Raw genomic sequence first — 18074 nt, forward strand, 5'->3', positions numbered from 1 at the left:
CGCGGGAGGCCGCGGGCATCGCGGCCGCGGGGGGTCAGCGGAGCCAGGCTGGCTGGGACGGGCGGCGGGGAGCGGACGGAGGGGCTGATTGCGTTTGCCCATCCGAACCGCCGGTCGGGGCTTCGGCGGGCGGCGCAATTGCTGCATCCAGGGCCGAAGCATCGGGATATTCCCCGATGACCGGAGCATGGCCGGAGCCCGATAATCCGGGCGCAATGCGTGGCAGGGGCGACGGGCGCCGACGGGACGTCCCCGCGGCTGCTGGGGGGGATAGCCTGCTGCGCGCGGCGCTCGAGGCGGCCCCGGATGGCATCATTGTTGTGGCAGCGGATGGGCGGGTGGTGCTGTACAACGCGGCGTTTCTCAGGCTCTGGGGGCTCGACGCAGCGGTTATGGAGCTGGAGCGGCCGGCACTGCGCCGTGCGGCGGCCGCACGCCTGGTGCGCGACCCTGAAGCGTTCCTCGCGGAGGCGGAGGAGGTGCAGGCCAACCCATACGCGGTGATGCATCGGCTGGTCGAACTCGTGGACGGCCGGGTCCTGGAGATGCACTCGCGCCCGCTTGAGCTCAGCGAGCGGGAAGCCGGTCGCATCTGGCATTACCGCGATGTGACGGAGCTGGTTCGAACACGGCAAAAGCTGGAGGCCGCGACGCGGCTGGCGGAGGCGCAGTTCGAAGGGGCGCCGTACGGGATCATTGTGATAGCGCTGGACGGCCGGTTCCTGCGCGCGAACCGGCGGTTCTTCGCAATGACGGGGCTCGATGCGACGTGGGCAGAGCTGCCGCCGCCGGAGCGGGCGGCGTGCCTCGAGGCGCTGGCGAAGGAGCCCGAACGGGCGCGGGCGTTCAACGCCCGCTGGCGGGAACAACCGGGGACCTCGTTCTCAGAGCTGTTCGAGCGATGCGATGGGGCCTGGTTCAAGGTAAGCACGCAGCCGCTGAGGGCTGGCGGCGGCGAGGTGCTTGGGCAGGTGTTCTTCTACGAGGATGTGACTGCACAGGTCGTGGCGGAGCAGGCGCTGGCCGAGAGCGAGGCCCGACTCCGGACGATGATCAACGAGATGGAGACGGGGATCACGGTGGTGAACCGGCAGGGGGTCATCACGCACGCGAACCCGGCAGCGGCGCGGCTGCTGGGCCTGCCGGCGGACCAGGTTGTCGGGCGGGCCGTGGACTGGAGCTGGGGCGCGGTGCGGGAGGACGGCAGCCCGTTCCCGCCTTCGGAGATGCCGGTCAACTTCGCGATGACGACCGGGGCCGCGGTACGGGGCGTGGTCATGGGGCTGCCGCTGGGCGGCGGGCAGCTGCGCTGGCTGCTGGTCTCGGCGGCGGTGCTGCGGCGCGGCCCGGCCGGCGAGCCGCAGGAGGTGGTGGCGACCTTCACGGACTATACGGACCAGAAAGAGCGGGAGGGGCTGCTGGCGAAGGCGCGGTTCCTGGAGAGCTTCGCGGCGCTCTCGGCCGGGGTTGCGCACCGGCTGAACAACGACCTGACGGCCATGCTCGGGAATGCGTGGCTGATGCGGCAGGAGGGCCCGCTGACGCCGGGGCAGGAGGAGGCGGTGGCGGCGATCGAAGCCGTCGCGCGGGACGCGGCGTACCTCGTGGCCGACCTGCGCGCTGCGGCGACCGGGAGCGACGAGGCGAAGGGGCCGGTCGAGCTGGACGTCTGCCTCGGGCGGGCGCTCATCCAGTTCCCGGAGGCGGAGCGGCAGCGCGCGGCCGTGGTGCTGAGTGCGGGGGTGCCGCGGGTGCTGGGCCGGCCGCGGGCGCTGGAGACGGCGTTCCAGCATGTGCTGGCGAACGCGTTCGAAGCGACGCGGGGGCCGGTGGAGGTCCGGGTGACGCGGCTGCGGGTGCGGGACGAGTTCCGCCTTTCGACGCCGGGGCGATGGGAGCCTGCGCGCATTCCGCCGGGCGAGTACGCGGCGGTGTTCGTGGAGGACGCGGGCGAGGGGATTGCGGAGGAGCACCTCGGGCGGATTTTCGAGCCGTTCTACTCGACGCGGTTCGCCGGGCGGGGCCTCGGCCTGCCGGCCACGGCAGGGATCGTGCGGGAGCACGGCGGGTACATCGGGGTACACTCGGCGCCGGGCCGGGGGACGACGGTGGTGCTCGCGTTCCCGGTGCCGGCGGAGCGGCCGGAGGGAACGTGAGGGCGGGCCGGCTGCCATGCCGGTTGGGCCGGGGCGTGGTTCAATAGCAGCCCAGGCTGCAGGAGGCACGACCCGATGGACTTCGCACTTTCGGAAGAGCACCGGCTGATTAAAGAGACCGCCCGGCGGATTGCGCGCGAGGTGATTGCGCCGCGCGCGAAGGAGGTCGATGAGACCGGGGAGTACCCGCACGACTTCTTCGAGGCGTTCAAGAAGGCGGGGCTGCTGGGGATGGCGATCCCGGAGTCGATGGGCGGCACGGGGAACGGCATCCTGCCGCTCTGCCTGGCGATCGAAGAGGTGGCGAAGTACGAGTGCGGGGCCGGGCTGATGCTGGTCCTGAGCGGGCTCCCGACCCGGCCGATCGTGTTCGGGGGGACGCCGGAGCAGCAGCAGCGGTGGCTGCCGGCGCTCGCCGCCGGTGATGCCAAGGCGGCGTTCTGCCTGACCGAGCCGGACCACGGTTCGGATGCGGCGAACCTCGAGACGCGGGCGGTCCGCGACGGGGACCATTACATCCTGAACGGGAACAAGGTGTACATCTCGGGCGGGACGGTGGCGGACTACCTGACGGTGTTTGCGCGGACGGGCGGCCCGGGCGCGAAGGGGATCAGCGCCTTCGTGGTGGACGCGCATGCGCCGGGGGTGCGGATCGACCGGACGGACGACAAGATGGGCGTGCGGAGCGTGCCGACGGCGCATTTCAGCTTCCAGGACGTGCGGGTGCCGGCCGAGAACCTGCTTGGGGGCGTCGAGGGGCAGGGGTTCAACGTGGCGATGCTGACGCTGAACTCGATGCGGCCGACGGTGGGCGCGCGCGGGGTCGGCCTGGCCGAGGGTGCGGCGGCCTATGCGCTGGAGTGGGCGCGGGAGCGGAAGGCGTTCGGGAGCTCGGTGATCGACTTCGAGGCGATCCAGTTCATGTTTGCGGACATGGCGATCCGGATCGAGGCGGCGCGGAACCTGGTGTATAAGGCGGCGTGGCTGGTGGACCAGGGGAAGTACACGCGGGAGTACGCGCACCATCTGTCGATTGCGAAGGCGTACGCGACGGAGGTGGCGAACCGGGTGGCGTTCGATGCGCTGCAGGTGCTCGGGGCGCAGGGGTACATGAAGGACCACCCGCTGGAGCGGCACTACCGGGATGCGCGCCAACTGATGATTGTCGAGGGGACGAGCCAGATTCAGCGGGTGGTGATCAGCCGGGCGCTGATCGACCGGAACCTGGTGTACGGCTGACGGGGGGCGGGCATTGCAGCGGGCATGCGCCCGGCTATGATTCGGGCCATGCCATACGCACCGACGAACGGGATTCAGCTGTACTACGAAACGCACGGGGAGCCGGGCGGACGCCCGATGCTTCTCGTCATGGGGCTGGGCGCGCAGATGACGCTCTGGGAGCCGGACTTCTGCGAGATGCTGGCTCGCGAGGGGTTCTATGTCATCCGGTTCGATAACCGGGACGTGGGGCTCTCGACGAAGATCGAGGGCGGGCCTCAGCCAGACCTGGCGAAGGCGCTGGCGGGCGACCATTCGACGGCCTCGTACACGCTGTGGGATATGGCGGACGACGCAGTCGGCCTCCTGGACCACCTGGGCATCGAGCGTGCACACATCGCGGGGGCCTCGATGGGGGGCATGATCGTCCAGTGCATCGCGATTCGGCACCCCGAACGCGTGCGCTCGATGACATCAATTATGTCGACGACCGGCAACCCGAACGTGGGGCAACCGCAGCCCGAAGCGATGGCGGCGCTGCTCGCCCCTCCTCCGGAGCGCCGAGAGGAAGCAATCGAACAGGGGCTGCGGACGTGGACCACGATCGGCTCGCCCGCCTACCCGGCGGACCCGGCGGAGCTGCGGGCGAGGATTGCGGCTGATTACGACCGGTGCTTCTATCCAGAAGGCACAGCCCGGCAGCTGGTGGCGATCCTTGCGACGGGCGACCGGACGGAGGGGCTCGCCCGGGTGCGGGTGCCGACGCTTGTCATCCATGGGGAGGCGGACCCGCTGGTGACGCTCACCGGGGGACAGGCAACCGCGGAGGCGATCCCGGGCGCGCGGCTGCTCACCTTCCCGGGGATGGGGCACGACCTGCCGCGGGCGCTCTGGCCGGAGTTTGTCCGGGCGATAGCCGAGCTGGCGCGGGAGGCCGATGGGGGCTGAGCGGCCGGTGCCGTTCGGGCGGCGGGTCGCGGTTTACGGGCCTGCGGGCAGCGGGAAATCGACGCTGGCGCGGGCGCTTAGGGAGCGGCTGGGGCTGCCGGTCGTGGAACTCGACGCCGTCTACCATGCGCGGCCAAACTGGCAGGACCTCTCGCGAGAGGAGTTCCGGGCGGCGGTCACCCGTATCCTTGCGGAGCACCCTGATGGTTGGGTGATCGAAGGGAACTACGCGGTGGTCCGCGACCTGGTGCTGCCGCTGGCGGAGGCGGTCGTGTGGCTGGACCTGCCGTTCGGGGTGGTCTACCGGCGGCTGGCGATGCGGACCATCGGGAGGGCGCTGGCCGGGGCGGAGCTGTGGAACGGCAACCGGGAGACGCCCCGGCAGACGTTCTTCTCGCGGAACTCGATGCTGCTGTGGGGGCTGACGGCCTTCCGGCGGACGGGCCGGGGCGTAGAGGAATCGCTGCGCACGCTGCGGCGGCCGGGGGTGCCGGTGTACCGGCTGCGGACGCCGGGGCAGGCGGCCTACCTGCTGCGGAATGCCCGGCCTGCGGGCGGGGCGCACGGGCCGGCGCCGACCGGGTAGGATGTCGGCACCACGGAGAAGGAGGCGCCTGGTGGAACGGATTCGCGACGGAGACCTGGAGATAGTCATCGGCGGGCCGACGGGCTACGGGAACAACGTGTACGTGGTGGTCGACCGGGCGACGGGCGAGGCGGCGTTCATCGATGCGCCGGGCGACCCGGAGGCGAACATGGCCGCGGCGGAGGCGGCCGGGGTGCGGCCGACGCGCATCTTCCTGACGCACGGGCACTTCGACCACACGCCGGCGATCGATGCGCTGAAAGCGGCGTACGGCGCGAAGCTGTACGCGGACCCGGCCGAGCCGGGGCTCAAGGACGGGCAGCTCGATGTGCCGGTGCGGCACGGCGAGGAGATCGCGGTCGGGAACCTGCGGTTCCGGGTGCTGAGCGTGCCGGGGCACACGCCGGCGAGCACGGCGTATCTCTGCGGGAAGAGCGTCTTCGTGGGCGACACGCTCTTCCCGGGCGGGCCGGGGCGTTCGAAGGACAATGCGGCGCTGCAGGAGGAGATCGCGTCGATCGTGCGGGAGCTGTACGCGCTGCCGGACGACACGGTGGTGTACCCCGGGCACGGACCGACCACGACGATCGGGGCGAGCAAGGCGGAGTACGCGGTCTTCGCCAGCCGGGAGCACGCACCGGACCTGTGCGGGGATGTGACGTGGCTGAACTCGTAGGGCCGCCGGATGGCTGGTGGGCCGGGCGGATCGGCGAGCCGCGGACGGTGGTGCTGAGCACGACGGGGCCGGGCGGGCGACCGCATGCGGCGGCGGTCTGGTACCTGTGGCGCGACGGCGAGGTGCAGATTGTGACGGGGCGCGGTTCGCAGAAGCACCGGAACATTGAGCGGACGGGGCAGGCGGCAGTGACGTGGCTCGACGACTGGCGGTACCTGACGGCCGCAGGACCGGTGACGGCGGAGCCGCTGACGCGGGAGGACCGGTACACGCTCTGGGCGCACTACCGCGGGCCGGAGGTCGCTGCGAAAGAGACGGCAAGCGATGCCCACGAGGAGATGGTGCTGCTGCGGCTGCGCCCGGCGCGCTGGTGGGGCCAGTGGTGATGGCGGCTTCTCCATTTCCGGGGTTGGCCGTACCCTAGCGAGCCATGGGCAAGCTCGATGGCAAGACAGCGCTAATTTTCGGCGTCGCGAACGACCGTTCGATTGCGTGGGGGATTGCGCAGGCGTTCCACCGGGAGGGGGCGAAGCTGGCGTTTTCGTACGCGGCGGAGAACCTCGAGCGGCGGGTTCGGCCGCTCGCGGAGAGCGTCGGGGCTGACTTCATCGAGCTGTGCGATGTGACGAAGGACGAGGACATCGAGCGGGTATTCGCAGCAGCGAAGGAGCGGCTGGGGACGATCGATGTGCTGGTGCACGCGATTGCCTATGCCAACCGGGAGGACCTCGCCGGGCGGTTCGTCGACACCTCGCGGGAAGGATTTTTGCTGGCACACAACGTCTCGGTGTACTCGCTGGTGGCGCTGGCGCGGGCTGCGCGGCCGCTGATGCCGAACGGGGGGAGCATCATCACGCTGACGTACTACGGGTCGCAGAAGGTGGCGCCCAAGTACAACGTGATGGGGGTGGCGAAGGCGGCGCTGGAGGCGACGGTGCGGTACCTGGCGTGGGACCTCGGGCCGGAGAACATCCGGGTGAACGCTATCAGCGCGGGGCCGATCCGGACGCTGGCTGCGAGCGGGATTTCGGGGTTCCGGGACTATCTGAAGGCGTTCGCGGATATTGCGCCGCTGCACCGGAACGTGACGATCGAGCAGGTCGGCGAGGCGGCGGTGTTCCTCGGGAGCGAGATGTCGAGCGGGACGACGGGGGACATCCTGTACGTGGACAGCGGCTACAACATCATGGGGCTCGTGGCGGAGACGCGGGAGTAGCGCGGTGGAGGCCGCCGGGTTCCGGGTGGTGCCGTACGCGCGGGAGCGGCACGGCGACGGCCCGTGGCGGGTGGTGGCGCGGGTGTTCGAGGAGTACGGGTTCCCGTTTGCGGAGGCGGACTACGACGCGGATGTGCTCTGGCCGGAGCGGCACTACCGGGAGGGGTGGTTCCTTGTGGCGGAGGCGGCGGACGGGGAGGTGGTCGGGTGCGTGGGGCTCTCGGACGAGGGCGACGGGGAGTTCGAGCTGCACCGGCTGTACGTGCTGCCGGAGGCGCGGGGGAAGGGGCTGGGCGAGCGGCTGACGCGAGAGGTGATTGGGCTGGCGCGGGCGGCAGGCGCGCGGCGGCTGGTGCTGTTCAGCGATGTGGCGTTCGAGCATGCGCACCGGCTGTACGAGCGGTGCGGGTTCCGGCGGAACCGGTTCCGGTATGCGCCGGACCCGTGGCGGAGCAGGGAATGGGGATTCGTGCTGGAGTTCGAGGAGGAACGGTAATGGCCCGGATGCGGTGTTTGTGGTGTATTGAGCCGCCGTACCAGGAGGTGGCGGTGCTGAAGTGGCGCGGCGAGGAGCGTGAGCGGCTGACGGTGCACCTGTGCCGGAAGCACCTGGCGCGGCTGAAGGAGGCCGGCCCGGCCGGCCGGGAGCACAAGGGGTGGTGGTACAAGGAGGGGTGGTGGTAGCCGGGGGCTGGCCGCCGAAAACGGTGTCAGTCCGGGCCTCTTGTGGATACCGGGCTGCAGGAGCACCATGCGGGCACCGCGGCTGAGCCCGCGGATGCCTGGAGGGAGAGCCAGTGAAACGGATTCGCATGCTCATGGTCGGGCTGGCGCTGGTTGCCGCCGTGGCGGGGTTCGCGGCCGCATCGGCCATCAAGTACGGCGAGCCGGATAACGGCCGGCACCCATACGTGGGGCTGATGGTCGCACAGGATGCGAACGGCAAGCCGCTGTGGCGCTGCTCGGGGACGTTGATTTCGCCGACGGTGTTCCTGACGGCTGGCCATTGCACAGAGCAGCCGGCCGCCCACGTGGAAATCTGGTTTGACGACGACGTCGACGCCGGATATCCGTTGAACGGTTACCCCTATACGGGGCAGGCGAGCGGGACGCCGTACACGCACCCCCAGTACGACCCGGCGGCCTTCTACCTGCACGACCTTGGCGTCGTCGTGCTGGATTCGCCGGTCGTAATGAGCGAGTACGGGCTGCTGCCGACGCTGAACCAGCTCGATGCCCTGGCCCGGGTGCGGCGGAACACGGGGGTCACCTTTACGGCGGTCGGCTACGGGCTGCAGCGGGCGTTCCCGGGGCCGGTTCCGGAGACGGCGATGCGGGTGCGGATGGTGGCCTACCCGGAGCTCGTGCAGATTAACGGCGGAATCGCCGGGACGGAATCGCTCGTGCTCTCGAACAACGCGAATACCGGCGGGACGTGCTTCGGGGATTCTGGAGGGCCCAACTTCCTCGGGAACACGCGGGTCATCGCCGGGGTGACATCGTTCGGGCTGAACGGCACGTGCAGCGGCACGGGCGGGGTTTACCGGGTGGACCGGGCCGATGACCTGGCCTGGCTGGCGACGTTCCTTTCGAATTAGCCCGGGCAGGGCACAGCAGGCGGGGGCCGGGTGACCCGGCCCCCGCTGGGCCGCAGCCGTTGCGACCGGCGGGCTCCCGCGTGCCGCGACCTGCCGGTGGGGGCTGGCGCTAGCGGAAGTGGGGGAGGACGGTCTCGGCGAAGAGGCGGGCGGGCTCGCGGGTATCGCGGCCGAAGAATTCGATGACGAACATCGTGCAGCCGAGGTCGAGGTGGCGCTGAATCTGCTCGCGGACGCGGGCAGGGCTGCCGGCGATGGCGAGCGGGCCGGTGGGGTCGCCCATGTGGCCGCCGAAGATCTTCTTTGCGGTTTCGACCATCGGAGCAGCGGCGGCCTCATCCGGTGCGATGATGACGAGGCACTGCTGGCTGATGGTGATGGAAGCCGGGTCGCGGCCGACGGCCGCGCAGTGTTCGCGGAGGACGTCGATCTTGCGGGGGAGGGCGTGGTGGTGGGCGGCGAGGTTGTTCCAGATATCGGCGTGGCGGGCGGCGATGCGGAGGAGGACTTTTTCGCCGGCGCCGCCGACGAGGATGGGCGGCCTGCGGACGGGCTTCGGCTCGCAGACGAGGTTGCGGACGTGGACGAATTCGCCGTCCATGGTGACCTCGGGCTCGGTCCACATGGCGCGGAGGAGTTCGAGGGTTTCGCGGAGCTGGCGCATGCGGGCGCCGATGGGCGGGAAGGGGACGCCGAAGTCGGTGAATTCGCGGGGCATCCAGCCGGCGCCGAGGCCGGGGATGATGCGGCCGCCGGCGATGTTGTCGATGGTGGCGATGACCTTGCCGAGGTGGGCCGGGTTGCGCATGCCGGCGGGGGTGACGAGGGTCCCGATTTCGACCCGTTCGGTGATGGCGGCGACGGCGGCGACGAGCGACCAGGCTTCGAGGATCGGGATCTGGGGCGACTGCGGGCCGTAGAGATGGTCGCAGACCCAGAGGGAATCGAAGCCCATGGCTTCGAACTCGCGGGCGTTGGTCTTCGCTTCGTCCCAGGTGCGCTTAATCTGGGGGATGGTGACGCCGAAATGGGGTGCCGGCATGGCTGGCCTCCGGTGATGCGGGTTGCAGGTGGGGACAGCCTAGCGGGCCGCGGGAGGTTGCGCGAGGGCGTTCAGCGGATGACGAAGTAGCGCGCGCCGGGGTGGTGGACGATGACGGCGGCGGTGGTCTGCTCGGGGTGCCACTGGAAGGTTTCGGAGAGTTCGACGCCGATCCGCTCGGGGCGGAGGAGGACGGCCATCTTCGTTTGCTCTTCGAGGTCGGGGCAGGCGGGATAGCCGAAGCTGTAGCGGCAGCCTTGGTAGCCGAGGGCGAAGAGCTTGCGGATGTCGGCGGCGTCCTTGCCGGCGATGCCGAGCTCCTGGCGGACGCGCTTGTGCCAGTACTCCGCGAGGGCCTCGGCGGCTTCGACCGCGAAGCCGTGCCAGTGGAGGTAGTCGCGGTACTCGTTCGCCTGGAAGAGCTCCTGGGCGAACTCGCTGGCGCGGGGGCCCATGGTGACGAGGGAGAGGGCGACGACGTCGAACTGCGGTCCGGACGGGTCGGCGGCGGCCTCTTCGAAGGAGCGGAAGAAGTCGGCGATGCAGAGGCGGCGGCCGCTTGGCTGGCGGGGAAAGCGGAAGCGGACCGGTTCGCCGACGGGCCGGCCATCTTCGACGGAGGGCCAGACGACGAGGTCGTTCTTCTCGGCGAGGGCCGGGAAATAGCCGTAGACGACGGCCGGGAGGAGGAGCTGCTCGGCGATGGCGCGCTCCTGCCAGCGGCGGAAGATGGGGCGCACTTCTTCTTCGATGAAGCGGGCGTACTCGTCTTCGGGGCGGTCGCCGCGCTGGTAGCCCCACTGCCCGCGGAAGAGCGCGATTTCGTTGATGTACGGGTAGATCTCGCGGAGGGGGATGCCGCGGACCACGCGGGAGCCCCAGAAGGGCGGGGTGGGGATGGGGACGCCGCGCTCGATATCGGAGGGGGCGTAGTCGTGTTCGGAGGGGGCGGGGGCGGCGTTCGGGTCGGCGACGCGGTCGTAGCCGGAATCTTCGTCCGTCGGGCGGCCGGCCGTGCGGGAGAGGTCGGGCAGGGGTTTGCCTTCGCGGAGGGCCGGGATGATGCGGTCGAGGGTGGCGAGCCCTTCGAAGGCGTCCTGTGCGTAGTAGACGTGGCCCTTGTAGACCTGGCGGAGTTCGTGCTCGACGTACTTCCGGGTGAGGGCGGCGCCGCCGAGGATGACGGGGTAGTGGAAGAGCTCGCGGGCGTTCAGCTCTTCGAGGTCCTCGCGCATGACGACGGTGCTTTTGACGAGGAGGCCGGAGAGGCCGATGACATCGGCGCCGACCTCCTGGGCCTTTTCGATGATATTGGAGATCGGCTGCTTGATGCCGAGGTTGTAGGTTGTGTAGCCGTTATTCGTGAGGATGATATCGACGAGGTTCTTGCCGATATCGTGGACGTCGCCGCGGACGGTTGCGAGGACGACCTTACCCTTGGACTGGCCTTCGACGCGCTCCATGTACGGCTCGAGGAAGGCGACGGCGGCCTTCATCGTCTCTGCGGACTGGAGGACGAAGGGGAGCTGCATCTTGCCGGCGCCGAAGAGGTCGCCGACCTCGCGCATCGCGGGGAGGAGGTGCTCGTTGATGATGGTGAGCGGGTCGAAGCGGGCGAGAGCCTCTTCGAGGTCGTCGTGGAGGCCGCGGCGGTCGCCGTCGATGATGCGGCGGCGGAGGCGCTCTTCGACGGGCGCGCGGTGAGCCGGGTCGCTCGCCGGGCGCTGCTCCTTTTCGGCGGTCTCGAAGAGGGAGATGAAGTGGGTGAGCGGGTCGTAGCCGTCGCGGCGGCGGTCGTAAATGAGGTCGCGGGCGGTTTCGAGCTGCTCTTCGGGGATGCGGCTGAGGGGGAGGATCTGCCGGGCGTTGACGATGGCGGCATCGAGGCCGTGCTCGACTGCTTCGTGGAGGAAGACGGAGTTGAGGACGCGGCGGGCGGCCGGCTTGAGGCCGAAGGAGCAGTTGGAGACGCCGAGGATGGTGTGGACGCCGGGGAGCTCCTCTTTGACGCGGCGGATGGCTTCGAGGGTTTCGATAGCGTCGCGGCGGAGCTCCTCCTGGCCGCTGGTCAGGGGGAAGGTGAGACAGTCGAAGAGGAGGTCGCCGGGCTCCATGCCGTAGCGGTTGACGGCGATGTCATAGATGCGGCGGGCGACGCGGAGCTTCCACTCGGCGGTGCGGGCCTGGCCCTCCTCGTCGATGGTGAGGGCGACGGCGGCGGCGCCGTGCTCCTTGATGAGGGGGAGGAGCCTCGTGATTTTCCGCTCGCCGTCCTCGAGGTTGATGGAGTTGACGATGGCGCGGCCGCCGTAGAGCTTGAGGGCGGTTTCGATGACGGCGACTTCGGTGCTGTCGAAGACGAGCGGGACGGCGACCTGCGTGCGGAAGGCGGAAACGACGCGGTGCATGTCGGCGGGGCCGTCGCGGCCGACGTAATCGACCATGACATCGATGACGTGGGCGCCTTCGGCGGCCTGTTCGCGGGCGAGGGCGACCATGCCGTCGACGTCCCCGGCGAGGAGGAGGTCGCGGAAGGCGCGGGAGCCGGTGGCGTTGGTACGCTCGCCGACGACGAGGAAGGAGGTGTCCTGTTTGATGGGGACGGCGGTGTAGAGGGAGGCGGCGGCCGGCTCGTAGCGGGTGGGGCGCTCCTTCGGGCGGGGCCGGCCGATGACGCGGATCGCCTCGGCGAACATGGCGGGGGTGGTTCCGCAGCAGCCGGCCACGATCGAGGTGCCGAACTCCTCGACGAAGATCTTCTGGTAGCGGGCGAACTCTTCGGGGGAGAGGGTGTAGCAGGCGCGGCCGTCGATGACCTCGGGGAGGCCGGCGTTGGGGCCGATGAAGACGGGCCGGCGGGAGTGCTGCGCGAGGTAACGGACATGCTCGACCATCTGCTCGGGGCCGGTGGCGCAGTTGATGCCGACGATATCGACGACGTCGAGCGGTTCGAGGGTGGCGAGGGCGGCGGCGATATCGGAGCCGAGCAGCATGGTGCCGGTCGATTCGATGGTGACGGAGGCGATGACGGGCACCCGGCGGCCGGTGATCTCCATGGCGTCGGCGGCGGCGGCGAGGGCGGCCTTCGTCTGGAGGAGGTCCTGGCAGGTTTCGACTTTGAGGACGTCGATGCCGCCTTCGAGGAGGCCGATGCACTGCTCGCGCCAGCCGTGCTTGATTTCGTCGTAGGTGATGTGGCCGAGGGAGGGGAGGCGGGTGCCAGGGCCGATGGTACCGAAGGCGTAGCGGGGCCACTCGGGTGTGGCGTAGCGGTCGCGGACGCGGCCGATGACCTGGGCGGCGAGGCGGTTCAGCTCGCGGGTGCGATCGGCGAGGCCGAACTCGGCGAGGACGACGGGGTTGGCGCCGAAGGAGCAGCTATCGACGGCGTCGACGCCCACCTCGTAGAAGGATGCGTAGATGCCTTCGAGGATGTGGGGGCTGGCCACGTTGAGCCATTCGGGGCAGCCTTCGTGGGCTTCGCCATCGGGGGCGACGTAGGCCTCGGGGCCGAGGTTGAGCGAGAGCAGCGTGGAGCCGATGGGCCCTGCGGCATAGAGCACCTGGTCCTGCAGGCGGTTGAGCAGGGGAAGGTCACGCGGTCTGTACATGGTCGGGAATCAAGCGTACACCATAGGGTGAGATGCACGACGGGTCGGCAGCGGGGATTGCAGCGGACCGGGCGGCGTACCCGGCGTACGGGGTTGGCCGGCGGGTGGTCGCCGCGCTGCGGATGCGCTGCCCGCGGTGCTGCCGGGGCGGGGTATGGGCGGGGCCGTTCCGGATGCGGGAGCGATGTGCGGTGTGCGGGCTGGCGTTCGAGCGGGAGCCTGGGTACTTCACCGGGGCGATGTACGCGAGCTACTTCATCGGGCTGTTCGTGACGCTGCCCGTGTGGCTGTGGATGCTGCTGGCCGGGGCGCCGTTCGGGGCGATTCTCGGGGCGGCGTTCGGGCTGGTGGCGCTGGTGACGCCCGCGGCGTTCCACTACTCGCGGGTGGCGTGGATGCAGATCGACGCGTACTTCAACCCTGGGACGTTCGCCGAGGATGTGCCGGGATGAGCGGCCGCTTCCGGGTGCGGGAGGCGGATGCGGAGGATGCGGAGGCGCTGGCCGAGCTGTACGCGGGGAGCGGGCTGCCGGGCGCGCCGGGCGATGCCCCGGAGGCGGCGCGGATGCTCCAGACGGGCGCTGCCTTCCTGCTGGCGGAGGATGACGCCGGGATCGCGGGCGCGGTGCGCTGGCGGGAGGAGGAGGGGGTGGCGTGGTTTGACCTGCTGCGGTCGCTGGAGCCGCCGGCGGGGGCGGAGCTGGTGCGGGCCGTGGGCCGGCGGGCGCAGGACCGGGGGCTGCGGCTGGCGCGCTGCCGGGCGCCCGATACCCCGGGCATGGCCGCCTACTTCGCCCGGCTGGGCTACCTGCCGGTGGGGCGGGAGCGGGCAGAGGACGGCCGGGCGCTGCTGGTGCTGGAGCGGCGGCTGCCGCTGCTGACGGTGCGGGAGCAGCGGCGGGGCGATGCGGCCGCGATCGCCAGGCTGACCGGCGCAGACCCGTGGCCGTTCGCGCAGGGCGCGCGCCCGGGCTGGTTCGTGGCGGCCGACGGCGAGCGGGTGGTCGGGGTCATCGGCGTGCGCGATGCTGGCGCCGGGGTGGCGGAGCTTGCGGAGCCGGTGGTGGAGGCCGGCTATGAGGGGCGCGGCCTGGAGGTGTGGATGGCCGAACGGGCGCGGGAGTGGGCCCAGACCAACGGCTTCCACACCTGCGTGCTGCCGGCAACGCCGCGGATGCGGGCGCTGCGGCGGGCGCTGGAGGACCGGCTATGGCGGCTGGAAGGCGGCCGGTTCGTCCACACGAGGCCCCGGGCGGCCGAGGGGGATGGGGCTGAGCGGTGAGCCGGGCGCCGGCGTCCAGGCGCCGCGCTGGGGGCGGAGGCCGCGGGGGAGCCAGGCGGCGGCAGCGAGGAGGCGTTCGCGGCGGAGGCGCGCCAGCTCGGCGCGGAGGGCATCGCGCTCGGCCTGGAGGTCGCGGATGTGGTCGCGCAGGGCGGCGACCAGGAGGTCCATCTCCGTGACGCGCGCGACGGCTTCGCGGCGGACGGCCTGGATCTCGGCGCGGAGGCCGGCGGGGCCGGGAAGTGCGTTCATGGCGTGGGCTCGCCGGGCGGGAGGGCATCGGGCCGGCCGAGGCGGGCCGGCGCCCACTCGCGGAGGAGGTCGCGCTCCTGGCGGAGGTCGTGGAGGTTGGCGTGGAGGGCGGCGATCACCTCCTCGAGGGTGGCGAGGCGGCTGTCGCGGCCGGCGGCGGCGAGTTCGAGCGCGCGGGCGCGTTCGATGGCGCGGTCGCGCTGTTTGCGGGCCTTGCGGAGCTGTTTGCGCAGACGGCGGTTTTCGTCGCGGGCGGCGATGATCGCGCGGACGAGGGCTGCGGGCGGGAGGGCTGCAGCGGCCTCGGGGTTGGCGGCGACGGTGTCGGGGTCGACCTCGAGGAGGTCGGACTGCTCGACGCGGAGCCGTTCGAGGGTGGACTGGAGGCGCTCGACATCCTTCCGGACCTGCCGGATGAGCCGCTCGGCGCGGACGTCGGAGCCGGAGGCCTGGCCCTTGAGGGCGTCGGGGAGGCGGAGGCCGGTTCGCTGCTGGAGGAGTTCGTCCCATGTGCCAGGGGGCTCCGGCTGCTGCCGGAGGGGGATGGGGCCGGAGCCCGGGTCGGCGGGTTCGCCGGCCGGCTCCTGGGCGGGTGACTTACGCAGCGGGAAGCGCATGGGCGGCCCCGGAGTTCACCAGTTTCTCCCGGAATATACGCCCGGATTTTCCCGGGGAGCAGGGCAGGGGCGGCGCGGACGGCCGTTCTCCACAGAGGTGCAACCGTTATGTTGCGGTCCAGGCCGGGGCGCCCGGGGGCGGTTCGCCGAGGTCGAGCTGGTAGTAGCAGGTGTCGAGCCAGGCGCCGAACTTATGGCCGGCGTTGCGGAGGGTGCCGACGCAGGTGAAGCCGAAGGCCTCGTGGAGGCGAATGCTGGCGGTGTTGGTGGAGGTGATGGAGGCGACGACGGTGCGGACGCCGATGCGGCGGGCCTCCTCGAGGAGGGCGGCGAGCAGGAGGCGGCCGATGCCGCGGCCCCGGGCAGCGGGGTCGAGGTAGATGGTGTCTTCGCGGGTGAAGCGCCAGCCGGGCTTCTGGCTCACCAGGGTGAGGTAGGCGAAGCCGACGACGCCGGCGCCGGTTTCGGCGACGAGGACGGGCTGGAGGGGGTCGCTGTGGCCGGCCCACCAGGTGCGGCGGCGCTCCATGGACCACGGTTCGGTATCCCAGGTGGCGGTGCCGTGGAGGATTTCGTGGTTGTAGATGCGGTTGATGGTCTCGAGATCGGCCTCGGCTGCCGGGCGGATGGAGAGTTCGGACACGCGGGAAGGGTAGCCGGTACAGATTTCGAACGGATTACGCGGGGCGTTCATTGTGCGATGACAGGCGTGGCGTACCATTGCGCACGAATGCGTGACGGGATCATCGGGGTGCTGGCGCTTGCGCTGGGAGCGGCGGTGACGCTGCTCGGGCTGGAGTACCTGCACTCGCGGTCGGTGTCGGTGGGGCTGGGCGTGGTGGTCGCCTATGTGGTGTGGGGCGAGCTGATGGACCTGTTCGGCTCGAGCAGGAACGATGCGCCGCTGCCGCCGGGGACGCCGCTGCTGATGGACCCGAAGTTCCGGCGGCGGGTGCTGGGGGTGCTGGCGATGGGCGGGGCGAGCGGCGTCATCCTGCTGGGGCTGCTGACGGGCGACATCGACGTGGAGAAGGTGCGCGAGTGGATTCGCGACCTCGGGGCGTGGGGGCCGGTCCTGCTGATCCTGGTGCTGGCGGTCGCGATGATCATCGCACCGATCCCGAACCCGCCGTTCATGATTGCGGCCGGGATTGCGTGGGGGACGTTCCTCGGGGTGGTGTACGCGGTCATCGGGCAGCTGCTCGGGTCGGTGGTGATTTTCGGGATTTCGCGGAAGTTCGGGCGGCGGTTCATCCCGAAGCTGATCGGGGAGGAGGGGGCGGAGAAGGTGGACCGGCTGGCGAAGGAGATGGGGCCGCACCTCGTGTTCTGGTGGCGGATGATGCCGGTGTCGTTCGATTTTGCGGCGTATGCGGCCGGGCTCACGGGGATGTCGTTCCGGCTGTTCACGACGCTGGTGTTCCTCGGCTCGATTGTGCCGACGACGGTGGTGGTGGCGTTCGGGGATTCGTTCGGGAAGTCAGTGGAGGCGCAGCTGGTCTCGGGGGCGCTGATCCTTGTGGCGCTGGCCGTGCCGTCGACGATCTTCTTCGTGCGCTACCGCCGGCAGCTGCCGCCGCCACGGGAGTGGCTGGGGCGGATGCTGAGCACGGGCGACCCTACGCCGGGGGCGTAGCGGCGCCTCCGCGGGCCTCGAGCCGCTCGAGGACGCGGTCGAGGATGAGGTGGGCAACGGCGTACTTGGAGAGGAGGGGGAACTCTTCGACGCGGCCGTCGTCGTGGAAGATGACGACCTGGTTGGTTTCGGTGCCGAAGCCGGAGCCGGGCGCGCTGACGTCGTTGGCAACGATGAAGTGGAGGCGCTTGGCGGGGAGCTTCTGGCGGGCGTACTCGGCGAGGTTGCGGGTCTCGGCGGCGAAGCCGACGCGGATGCCGCCGCCGGGGATGCTGGCGATGATGTCGGGGTTCTGTTCGAGTTCGATGACGAGGCGCTCCTGGCCGGGCGCCTTTTTGATTTTGTGATCAGCCGGGCTTGCGGGCCGGAAGTCAGCGGGGGCGGCGGCCATGATGATGGCGTCGGAATCGGCGGCTGCCTGTTCGAGGGCGATGAGCATTTCGCGGACGGTCTGCACATCGACGCGGTGGACGCCCCAGGGGGTATCGAGGGCGACCGGACCGGCGACGAGGGTGACGAAGGCGCCGCGGTCGCGGGCGGCTTCGGCGATGGCGAAGCCCATTTTGCCGGTGGAGCGGTTGCCGACGAAGCGGACGGGATCGATCGGTTCGTGGGTGCCGCCGGCGGAGACGACGATGCGGCGGCCGGAGAGGTCGCCGGTGCGCTGGCCGAGGAGCTGGCGGAGCGCGCCGAGGATTTCGGGCACTTCGGCGAGGCGGCCGGGGCCGGTGCGCCCGCTGGCGAGGCGGCCGATCATCGGCCCAATGACTTCGACGCCGCGCTCGCGGAGGGTGGCGACGTTGTCCTGCGTGGCGGGGTGCTCCCACATCTGGCTGTCCATGGCGGGGGCGACGAGGATGGGCGCGGCGGTGGCAAGTGCGGTGAGGGCGACCATGTCGCCGGCGAAGCCGTGGGCGAGGCTGGCGAGGCAATCGGCGGTTGCCGGGGCGATGACCATCGCGTGGGCGCGGCGGGCGACCTCCACGTGGGCTTCGGTTTCGGCGGCGGCGAACATCTCGACGATGACGTCGCGGCCGGTGAGCGATTTGAAGGTGAGCGGCGCGATGAACTGCGTGGCTGCGGGGGTCATGACGACTTCGACGGCGGCGCCGGCCTGCCGGAGTTTGCTCGCGAGGTCGGCGGCCTTGTAGCAGGAGATCGAGCCGGTGACGCCGAGGACGATGTGGCGCCCCTGCAGGGGGAGCTCGCGCGGGGTGAAGTCGGACATGGGCGGAC

The 18074-nt window shown here is 70.7% G+C and carries 19 protein-coding genes; 13 read left to right on the forward strand and 6 right to left on the reverse strand.

Annotation, left to right across the window (positions count from 1 at the left end):
- Positions 1-215: 215 nt before the first annotated feature.
- The 10 genes from Tbon_RS05070 (at position 216) to Tbon_RS05110 (ending at position 8398) form a co-directional block, all read left to right on the forward strand.
- Entirely contained in the window at positions 216-2156 is a 1941-nt protein-coding gene (locus Tbon_RS05070; RefSeq protein ID WP_192498165.1) for a PAS domain-containing sensor histidine kinase, read from the forward strand.
- Between the two features lie 75 nt (positions 2157-2231).
- The gene (locus tag Tbon_RS05075) at positions 2232-3395 is read left to right on the forward strand and encodes an acyl-CoA dehydrogenase family protein (protein WP_158066616.1); all 1164 of its coding nucleotides are present in this window, start codon (positions 2232-2234) and stop codon (positions 3393-3395) included.
- Between the two features lie 48 nt (positions 3396-3443).
- Positions 3444-4322 (forward strand): alpha/beta fold hydrolase, encoded by an 879-nt coding sequence (locus Tbon_RS05080; RefSeq protein WP_158066617.1) that lies wholly within the window; start codon positions 3444-3446, stop codon positions 4320-4322.
- A complete protein-coding gene (locus Tbon_RS05085) occupies positions 4312-4908 on the forward strand; it encodes an AAA family ATPase (RefSeq protein WP_158066618.1) in 597 nt (198 codons plus the stop codon). The genes Tbon_RS05080 and Tbon_RS05085 overlap by 11 nt, the downstream gene beginning before the upstream one ends.
- Positions 4909-4939: 31 nt before the next feature.
- A complete protein-coding gene (locus Tbon_RS05090; protein WP_192498166.1) occupies positions 4940-5584 on the forward strand; it encodes an MBL fold metallo-hydrolase in 645 nt (214 codons plus the stop codon).
- Complete coding sequence (locus Tbon_RS05095; protein ID WP_192498167.1) at positions 5569-5970, forward strand: TIGR03618 family F420-dependent PPOX class oxidoreductase; 402 nt, start codon at positions 5569-5571, stop codon at positions 5968-5970. The genes Tbon_RS05090 and Tbon_RS05095 overlap by 16 nt, the downstream gene beginning before the upstream one ends.
- Positions 5971-6014: 44 nt before the next feature.
- Positions 6015-6800, forward strand: coding sequence for an enoyl-ACP reductase FabI (locus tag Tbon_RS05100; protein WP_098502544.1), 786 nt, complete (start codon positions 6015-6017; stop codon positions 6798-6800).
- Positions 6801-6804: 4 nt separating this feature from the next.
- Entirely contained in the window at positions 6805-7296 is a 492-nt protein-coding gene (locus Tbon_RS05105; RefSeq protein ID WP_158066621.1) for a GNAT family N-acetyltransferase, read from the forward strand.
- A gap of 53 nt (positions 7297-7349) precedes the next feature.
- Positions 7350-7484 (forward strand): hypothetical protein, encoded by a 135-nt coding sequence (locus tag Tbon_RS14365; RefSeq protein WP_263970091.1) that lies wholly within the window; start codon positions 7350-7352, stop codon positions 7482-7484.
- 113 nt (positions 7485-7597) lie between these two features.
- Positions 7598-8398, forward strand: coding sequence for a S1 family peptidase (locus Tbon_RS05110; protein ID WP_225734711.1), 801 nt, complete (start codon positions 7598-7600; stop codon positions 8396-8398).
- Positions 8399-8507: 109 nt separating this feature from the next.
- On the opposite strand, the gene Tbon_RS05115 is transcribed toward Tbon_RS05110, so the two are convergent.
- Positions 8508-9440 carry a TIGR03619 family F420-dependent LLM class oxidoreductase gene (locus tag Tbon_RS05115; protein WP_158066622.1) on the reverse strand — a complete coding sequence of 311 codons (933 nt, stop codon included), beginning with the start codon at positions 9438-9440 and terminating at the stop codon, positions 8508-8510.
- 71 nt (positions 9441-9511) lie between these two features.
- Positions 9512-13051, reverse strand: a complete 3540-nt coding sequence (gene metH / locus Tbon_RS05120) for a methionine synthase (protein ID WP_158066623.1) — start codon at positions 13049-13051, stop codon at positions 9512-9514.
- Positions 13052-13083: 32 nt separating this feature from the next.
- Between metH and Tbon_RS05125 the strand changes: the two genes are divergently transcribed.
- Entirely contained in the window at positions 13084-13503 is a 420-nt protein-coding gene (locus Tbon_RS05125) for a DUF983 domain-containing protein (RefSeq protein ID WP_158066624.1), read from the forward strand.
- Positions 13500-14333 (forward strand): GNAT family N-acetyltransferase, encoded by an 834-nt coding sequence (locus tag Tbon_RS05130; RefSeq protein WP_158066625.1) that lies wholly within the window; start codon positions 13500-13502, stop codon positions 14331-14333. The genes Tbon_RS05125 and Tbon_RS05130 overlap by 4 nt, the downstream gene beginning before the upstream one ends.
- On the opposite strand, the gene Tbon_RS05135 is transcribed toward Tbon_RS05130, so the two are convergent.
- The 3 genes from Tbon_RS05135 to Tbon_RS05145 form a co-directional block, all read right to left on the reverse strand.
- Positions 14259-14585 (reverse strand): hypothetical protein, encoded by a 327-nt coding sequence (locus tag Tbon_RS05135; RefSeq protein WP_158066626.1) that lies wholly within the window; start codon positions 14583-14585, stop codon positions 14259-14261. The genes Tbon_RS05130 and Tbon_RS05135 overlap by 75 nt on opposite strands.
- The gene (locus tag Tbon_RS05140) at positions 14582-15202 is read right to left on the reverse strand and encodes a hypothetical protein (protein WP_158066627.1); all 621 of its coding nucleotides are present in this window, start codon (positions 15200-15202) and stop codon (positions 14582-14584) included. Before Tbon_RS05140 ends, Tbon_RS05135 begins: the two co-directional genes overlap by 4 nt.
- Before the next feature lie 106 nt (positions 15203-15308).
- Entirely contained in the window at positions 15309-15845 is a 537-nt protein-coding gene (locus tag Tbon_RS05145; RefSeq protein ID WP_192498168.1) for a GNAT family N-acetyltransferase, read from the reverse strand.
- 87 nt (positions 15846-15932) lie between these two features.
- On the opposite strand from Tbon_RS05145, the gene Tbon_RS05150 reads away from it, so the two are divergent.
- Positions 15933-16838 carry a TVP38/TMEM64 family protein gene (locus Tbon_RS05150; RefSeq protein ID WP_192498169.1) on the forward strand — a complete coding sequence of 302 codons (906 nt, stop codon included), beginning with the start codon at positions 15933-15935 and terminating at the stop codon, positions 16836-16838.
- Here the strand turns inward: Tbon_RS05150 and coaBC are convergent.
- Positions 16822-18066, reverse strand: coding sequence for a bifunctional phosphopantothenoylcysteine decarboxylase/phosphopantothenate--cysteine ligase CoaBC (gene coaBC, locus Tbon_RS05155; protein WP_158066630.1), 1245 nt, complete (start codon positions 18064-18066; stop codon positions 16822-16824). The genes Tbon_RS05150 and coaBC overlap by 17 nt on opposite strands.
- Positions 18067-18074: the final 8 nt, after the last annotated feature.

Origin of the sequence: Tepidiforma bonchosmolovskayae, assembly GCF_008838325.1 — a bacterium.
Taxonomy (GTDB): Bacteria; Chloroflexota; Dehalococcoidia; order Tepidiformales; family Tepidiformaceae; genus Tepidiforma; species Tepidiforma bonchosmolovskayae.